The sequence below is a fragment of the Streptomyces sp. SID3343 genome (genome assembly GCF_009865215.1).
Taxonomy (GTDB): Bacteria; Actinomycetota; Actinomycetes; order Streptomycetales; family Streptomycetaceae; genus Embleya.
Genome location: NZ_WWJX01001274.1, coordinates 1 through 1,624, shown reverse-complemented (window position 1 = coordinate 1,624; position 1,624 = coordinate 1). Strand labels below are relative to the sequence as shown.

Below are 1,624 nucleotides of genomic sequence, written 5' to 3'. Positions count from 1 at the left end.
GATCGGCGGGCGGGTCGGCGCGGGCGCGCCGGTGCCGTTGCGGGCGGTGGCGAGCACGCTCGGCGGGCGGGTGGCGACGCTGAACCGGTGGGGCGGGGTGGCCGTCGTCGACGCGGCGTATCACGGGCCGGGGGGTGCGCTGGAGGCCGCGTTCGAGCGGCTGGTGAACGCGGGCGCGGCCGAGCCGACCGCGTTGTGCGCCCACCCGGTGCCGGCCATCGGCGACGACGAGGGCGGTGTGTGGTGGTACGGATCGCCACCGGTCGGCGAGGGCGGCGACGAGCCCGCGCGGGGCATCGTGTCGGCGTCGATGCACGCCGGCCCGGTGACGGCCCTCGCGGCGGTACGGCTCGACCGGGAATCCGGGACCACGTTGCTCGTCAGCGGTGGGCGCGACGGCCGTATCCGGCTGTGGAGTCCGGGCACCGAACCGGTGGCGGGCCCGCTCGACGAGCGTCCGAGCGCGGTCACGGCGGTGGCGGCCGAACACACCACCGAGGGCCCGATCATCGCGACGGCCTGGGCCGACGGGCTGGTTCGAGTGCGCCGGACGCAGGACGACACGGCGGTCGACGTGCGGCTCGGTCCCGTCGTGCGCGGTGTCGGCGTGGCCCCCGACGGCACCGTCGTGCTCGGTACCGCGGTCGGCGCGGTCGGTATCCGGTTGACAGTCGCCGCTTCCTGACGCAGGGTCAGGGGCGCGGTGAAATGGATCACCGATACGGGCGATATGCGGACAGCGCCCGATCACGATGCGTAACGTTTCATGGTCCGCCGGTCCGTCCGACCGGTGGACGCGACGACGACGGGGGTCGGTCATGGGAATCACGGTGCCGGGATATCTGGACCAGGCATTGGACGTCATCGGGGTCGACTGGCCCAACCTGGACGAGGACGAGTTCAAGGAACTCGCCGACGCCTATCGCGAGTTCGCCGACGAAATCGACGGGGCGCGGGCCGACGGCAAGAACGGCGCCGCCTGGATCCTGGACGGTACGACGGGCATCGCGGCCGAGGCGTTCGAGAAACACTTCGGCAAGCTGAACAACGAACACCTGCACGATCTGGCCGAGGGCGCCAGGCTGCTGGCCACCTCGCTCGACGCGGCGGCGTTGGTGATCGAGGGGGCCAAGGGCCGCGCGATCGTCCAACTGATCATCCTGGCCGACGCGATCATCGCGGCCGCCGCCGCTTCCACCGTCACGTTCGGGCTCGCGGCGATCGCGGGTCTGGCCGAGGTGGCGATCGTGCGCACGGCGGTCAAACGCATCTTCAAGGAGCTCGAAGAGGCCCTGATGGAGAAGGTCGTCGAGATCGCCACGGCTCCGGCCGTAGCGGCCCTGGAGGGCACGGCCAATGAACTGATCGCCCAACTCGTCGAGAACGCGACCGGGGCGAGGGACGGCTACGACGTCCACGCGGCACTGAACGCCGGCGGCCAGGGCGCCCAGGACGCGATGCCGACACCGGCGAGCGTGGCGCAGAGCTTCGACCCGGCGGCCTGAGCGCCGGTTCGGGCGCCGGCGCGGGCCGCTCTCCGCGCACGGTCTGGTCCCCGCGTCGATCCGGCGGCCCGGATCCTTCGGGCCGGCGCGGCCCTTGCCGGCGCCCCCGCCGGCGCGGT

At 73.0% G+C, this 1,624-nt stretch carries 1 protein-coding gene and 1 pseudogene; both read left to right on the top strand.

What is annotated here, in order from left to right; translation table 11 throughout:
- Positions 1 to 685: pseudogene (locus tag GT354_RS40160) on the top strand (hypothetical protein); the annotation flags it as partial.
- A gap of 133 nt (positions 686 to 818) precedes the next feature.
- Positions 819 to 1,505, top strand: coding sequence for a hypothetical protein (locus tag GT354_RS40155; protein ID WP_161361412.1), 687 nt, complete (start codon positions 819 to 821; stop codon positions 1,503 to 1,505).
- The last annotated feature ends 119 nt before the right edge of the window (positions 1,506 to 1,624 follow it).

Excerpts from the sequence above, each read along its gene's own strand:
- GT354_RS40155 (WP_161361412.1), top strand. The coding sequence starts at position 819 with ATGGGAATCACGGTGCCGGGATATCTGGACCAGGCATTGGACGTCATC.